The organism is Methylobacterium symbioticum (genome assembly GCF_902141845.1).
GTDB classification, from domain to species: domain Bacteria; phylum Pseudomonadota; class Alphaproteobacteria; order Rhizobiales; family Beijerinckiaceae; genus Methylobacterium; species Methylobacterium symbioticum.
This window is the reverse complement of the sequence record NZ_CABFPH010000191.1, coordinates 1-4,847: the sequence shown is the minus strand read 5'-3', so window position 1 is coordinate 4,847 and position 4,847 is coordinate 1. Positions and strand designations below refer to the sequence as shown.

Sequence of the window (4,847 nt, the reverse complement as noted above, 5' to 3'; positions counted from 1 at the left end):
TTGCCCTCGATCTCGCCCAGGCCCTGATCCGCTGCCCCTCGGTCACGCCGGAGGAGGGCGGGGCGCTCGCTCTGCTCGCCCAGGTGCTCGGCGCGGCGGCTCGATCTCTGGCTGTGGTTCGCCCGCTTCGCCAGGACGCGCTCGCTTGCCGCCCGCCTCGTCACCGACGGCCATGTCCGTCTCAACGGCAAGCGGGCCGAAGCGCCGGCCCGGGGCGTCGCCGTCGGAGACGTGGTGACGGTTGCTGCGCCGCATGGAACCGCGAGCGTGCGGGTGCTCGATCTCGGCGAGCGGCGGGGCCCGGCTCCCGAGGCGCGCCGCCTCTACGAGGATCTGCTCGGATCCGATGGCGGCGGCAGCCTGGAATCATTGTAAGCGAGCCACAGGCGGAGGGCTCGCCATGCCGCCTGCGCAGGGCGCGCTTGTCAGTCCTCCGGGCAGCCGTTAGAGCCATCCGACCCGGGCCGCTCGGCAGCCCGACAGGAATTTGAAGCGCGTCAGACGGCCGCCCGCGAGAACGGCCCGCGACAGGCTGGCGGAGACGTCAGGCCGCGCGGGACTCGCGGCATCGCCCGAGCGGGAGCGCGCGGACATGAGGACGATCATCCGCCCATGACCTACGTCGTCACCGAAAACTGCATCAAGTGCAAGTACATGGACTGCGTGGAAGTCTGTCCGGTGGACTGCTTCTACGAAGGCGAGAACATGCTCGTCATCCATCCCGACGAGTGCATCGATTGCGGCGTCTGCGAGCCGGAATGCCCGGCCGAGGCGATCAAGCCCGATACGGAGCCGAGCCTGGAGACCTGGCTGAAGCTCAACGCGGATTACGCCAAGACCTGGCCGAACATCACGCAGAAGAAGGACGCCCCCGGCGACGCCAAGGAGTGGGACGGGGTCGCCGGCAAACTCGAGGCGCATTTCTCGCCCAATCCCGGTTCCGGCGACTGATCAGCTCCGATCCCGTCGAAGGCCTGACGGCAACGCCCTGCTGCGCGCGGCGCGGCGGGCGGTTTGCCACCTATGCGGGGCGCGCGAGGCTGGGCTGCGCCGGCCTCCGAGGACACGGCGGTACCAGCGTGCACAAGTGGGCTCTGCGGGCGCGAACAGCCCCGCTGGAGGCTGCACGCCTTTGATTTGCCGGGCGGATTGTGATACACAATCCGCCTGCCGTCGCTCGTGCCTGACGTGCCTCCTCCGCTCTCCAAACGCAGTCCTGCGCTCTCCAGGGGAACGAGGTTGCACGCGACCGACCGTTGAGGGCTCTCGCCTCTGCGGTCGTTCACCCGTGGCATATCGACGGCTGCACCTGGGAGCTGCCGGCTTCCGTCCCGCAGATGGGGCGAGCCGGCGGACGGTGGTTGAAGCCGGGTGTCCCGCCCCGGGTGAAACGGTTCGGCGCGGATCATAAAAAATCCCCGCGCGATGTTCGGAGGCCCTTCTCGCATGACGACAGCCAAGAAGACCACGGCAGGCCGCCAGGGATTCAAGACCGGCGAAGCCGTCGTATATCCGGCTCACGGCGTCGGCCGCATCACGGCGATCGAGGAGCAGGAGGTCGCGGGCTTCAAACTGGAGCTGTTCGTCGTGTCCTTCGAGAAGGACAAGATGGTCCTGCGCGTGCCCACCGCGAAGGCCAACAGCGTCGGCATGCGCAAGCTCTCGGAGCCGGACGTCGTCAAGAAGGCGCTGGACGTCCTCACCGGCCGCGCGCGCATCAAGCGCACCATGTGGTCCCGCCGTGCCCAGGAATACGAGGCGAAGATCAATTCGGGCGATCTGCTCGCGGTGACCGAGGTCGTGCGTGACCTCTATCGCTCCGAGGCGCAGCCCGAGCAGTCCTACAGCGAGCGCCAACTCTACGAGGCGGCCCTCGACCGGATCGTGCGCGAGATCTCCTCGGTGAACAAGATCACCGAGACCGAGGCGCTGAAGCTCATCGAACAGAGCCTCGCCAAGTCGCCGCGCCGGGCCAAGGCCGAGGCGGAGGGCGACGCCGACAGCGAGGGCGACGACATTCAGGAAGAGGCCGCCTGAGCGGCATCGCGCGGCGGAGCGCAGTCCCGCCTGAAGCGATCGACAGGGCCCGGCGGATCGCATCCGCCGGGCCCTTTTTCGTGCGCGCGCCGATTCCGCGGTGACCCTTGGAAAAATCCACTTGCCCAGCGGAGGCGGGGGCTGGCGGAAGCCGTCATCCGGTCCATGTCCGTAGAGTCACCCGTCCGCCGGAGGTCGGCTCGCGCAGGCGTCTTTCGCTTGCGCCCGATTGACTCGCGCAAACTTGCCCGAGGTCGGGAACCTTCGTGTGCGCCGCACTGTTGTGGCCTTGCCTGGCAAAGGCCCTGGAGACGCCTGCGCGTCCCGAACCGGGCCCGAGCCTCATCAGCACTCGACAGAAAGAGGCAGGCGGGGATGGCGGAAATCGCGGGAATCCGGCGGCAGTTCATTCGAACCGCGATGGAGGCGCCTTTCCTGGCCCGTGAGGAGGAGCGCGGTCTCGCGATCCGCTGGAAGGAGAAGCGCGACGAGCGCGCGCTGCACCGCCTGATCTCGGCCCATATGCGCCTCGTGATCGCCCTGGCGGGCCGCTTCCGCCATTACGGCCTGCCCATGGCCGACCTCGTTCAGGAAGGGCATGTCGGCCTGATGGAAGCTGCGGCCCGTTTCGAGCCTGAGCGGGACGTGCGCTTCTCGACCTACGCGACGTGGTGGATCCGCGCCTCGATCCAGGACTACATCCTGCGCAACTGGTCGATCGTTCGCGGTGGCACCTCCTCGGCTCAGAAGGCGCTGTTCTTCAATCTGCGCCGCCTGCGCGCTCGCCTGATGCAATCCACCGAGGAGCGGGTCGGCGACGAGATCCACCGCCGCATCGCCAACGCCATCGGCGTCTCGCGCGAGGACGTGGCGCTGATGGATGCGCGCCTCTCCGGGCCCGACATGTCGCTCAACGCGCCCGTGGGCGAGGACAGCGAGGTCTCCTCCGAGCGCATGGACTTCTTGGTCGACGATTCTGCCCTGCCGGACGAAACGGTGAGCGCGGCCGTCGACGGCGAGCGCCGCCTGAGTTGGCTGCACCAAGCCCTCGGCGTGCTCTCCGAGCGCGAGCTGCGTATCCTGCGCGAGCGGCGCCTCGCCGAGGAGCAGGCGACTCTCGAGGCTCTCGGCCACCGCCTCGGCATCTCGAAGGAGCGTGTTCGCCAGATCGAGAACCGTGCTCTGGAGAAGCTGCGCCGGGCGTTGGCCGAGCGTTTCCCTGCCGCCACCGGCAGCCCCTATATCGGCTGACGTAGCCCGCTCTCGATCATCCGCGAACGAATGGAAGCCCGGCTATGAGCCGGGCCTTTTTTTGTTTCGAGATCAGCGACCGGACGCGCCCGTCGATCCCGTCGCCTCGGAATCGGCCGGCTTCAGCGCCCACAGCTCGGTCGGCAGGCTGCGCGGCGCGTCCGGCTTGTAGTCTGCCGAATCCTGAATGTGCGACGTGGTGACGTAGAGCGTCCCGTCGGGGCCCTCGCTGAAGGTATCGGGCCAGCGCAGGCGCGAATCCTGAACCAGCACCGTCAGGCCGCCCGCCGCGTTGGCGAGGTCGCGCACCTTGATCGCGCTGTCCTGCACCGCGGTGACGTACATCCGTCCGTCGCGCCGGGCGACCAGCAGGCCGTCCGCGGGCCCATTCTCGCCGACGACGGCGATCCGGCTCGCCAGAGCTCGGTCCGTGAGCAGCTCCGGAACCACCGAGGCGGTCGCCCATCCGCTCAGGGCCTCGGTCGGCAGGCTGTAGAGCGTCTTGCCCTTGATCGCCTGCCAGTACAGCGTCTTGCCGTCGGGGGAGAGGGCGATCCCGTCCGAGGCGAAATCGACCCCGCGTCCGTCCGGCCGGCGCAGTGGCTTGCCGTCGGCGGTCACGGTCACGCTCTTGTCCGGCATGGTCGAGGCGTGGCCGGAGAGCACGCGCCGGGCCTTGCCGCTCTCGATGTCGACCACGATCAGCGCACCCTCGGCGCCGGAATCGGTGAGGTAGGCGGTCTTGCCGTCCGGCGCGATGCGCACGTCGTTGAGGTAGGAGGCCTGCAGGGCGACCGTTTCGTCGAAGGGGATCGTCTTGATCACGGTGTTCGTCTTCAGGTCGATCCCGACGAGCTTCGGGCCGTCCTTGATCACGTGGGCCATGGCCGGGGCGGCGGCATCGACCACCCAGAGCCGGTCCTGTGCGTCGGCCACCACGCTCTGCACGCAGACGAAATGGTCCTTGGGCGAGAGCGCGTCGGACCGGGCATTACGCCACGCATTCCAATCCGCGTTCGGGTAGGGGACGGGCTTGCCGTCCTTCAACTCGGCCACCGAGACCGGGGCGTCCTCGCTCCAGCGCGGAAAGTTCACGAAGATGCGCCCGTCCCGCGCCACGGTGACGCCGGTCACCTGATGCTCGAAGCGCGCGACCTGGGTGAGCGTGGCCGAGGCCGGCATCGTCGGAGAGGGGGATGCTTGAGGTTCCTGGGCCCGGGCGGCCGCGGGGAGGGCGGCCAGGAGCAGCGCCGCGCAGACGCTGCGTCCCGCCGCGGGAAGGGTCGGTTTCGTCATCGCGCCTGAGCCTTCGGAGGTGACCGGTTGGAACGGGGAGGGGTGTCCCGGAGCCAACGCGCGTCGTGCCCGCCAAGCTTCCCCGTCCGCGTCGGGTCTCCGGCTCAGGTGCCGCGCGGCTCGGAGCCGGCGAGCGCCTGCGCCATCCGCTCGATCCGTTCGGCGGCAGCGACGATGCCCCGCGCGAGGCGCGCCTCCTCCGCGGCGCGCGCTTCCGCCCGCTGCGCGGCCTCCGCGCGCAGCTGGCCCGCCTCGCTCTCCGC

5 protein-coding genes and 1 pseudogene are annotated in these 4,847 nt (G+C 69.2%); 5 read left to right on the top strand and 1 reads right to left on the bottom strand.

Annotation, left to right across the window (positions count from 1 at the left end; all coding sequences use genetic code 11):
* The 5 genes and pseudogenes from MET9862_RS30850 to MET9862_RS28385 form a co-directional block, all read left to right on the top strand.
* Positions 1 to 128 (top strand): annotated as a pseudogene (locus MET9862_RS30850) (succinyl-diaminopimelate desuccinylase); the annotation flags it as partial.
* Complete coding sequence (locus MET9862_RS28400) at positions 112 to 375, top strand: RNA-binding S4 domain-containing protein (protein ID WP_142586236.1); 264 nt, start codon at positions 112 to 114, stop codon at positions 373 to 375. The pseudogene MET9862_RS30850 and the gene MET9862_RS28400, both read left to right, overlap by 17 nt.
* 237 nt (positions 376 to 612) lie before the next feature.
* The gene (gene fdxA / locus MET9862_RS28395; RefSeq protein ID WP_142586235.1) at positions 613 to 951 is read left to right on the top strand and encodes a ferredoxin FdxA; all 339 of its coding nucleotides are present in this window, start codon (positions 613 to 615) and stop codon (positions 949 to 951) included.
* Positions 952 to 1,446: 495 nt separating this feature from the next.
* A complete protein-coding gene (locus tag MET9862_RS28390; protein ID WP_142586234.1) occupies positions 1,447 to 2,037 on the top strand; it encodes a CarD family transcriptional regulator in 591 nt (196 codons plus the stop codon).
* A 375-nt stretch (positions 2,038 to 2,412) separates the two neighbouring features.
* On the top strand, positions 2,413 to 3,288 hold the full coding sequence (locus tag MET9862_RS28385; RefSeq protein ID WP_142586233.1) for an RNA polymerase factor sigma-32: 876 nt from the start codon (positions 2,413 to 2,415) through the stop codon (positions 3,286 to 3,288).
* A 72-nt stretch (positions 3,289 to 3,360) separates the two neighbouring features.
* On the opposite strand, the gene MET9862_RS28380 is transcribed toward MET9862_RS28385, so the two are convergent.
* Positions 3,361 to 4,584 carry an L-dopachrome tautomerase-related protein gene (locus tag MET9862_RS28380; RefSeq protein WP_142586232.1) on the bottom strand — a complete coding sequence of 408 codons (1,224 nt, stop codon included), beginning with the start codon at positions 4,582 to 4,584 and terminating at the stop codon, positions 3,361 to 3,363.
* Between the last annotated feature and the right edge of the window lie 263 nt (positions 4,585 to 4,847).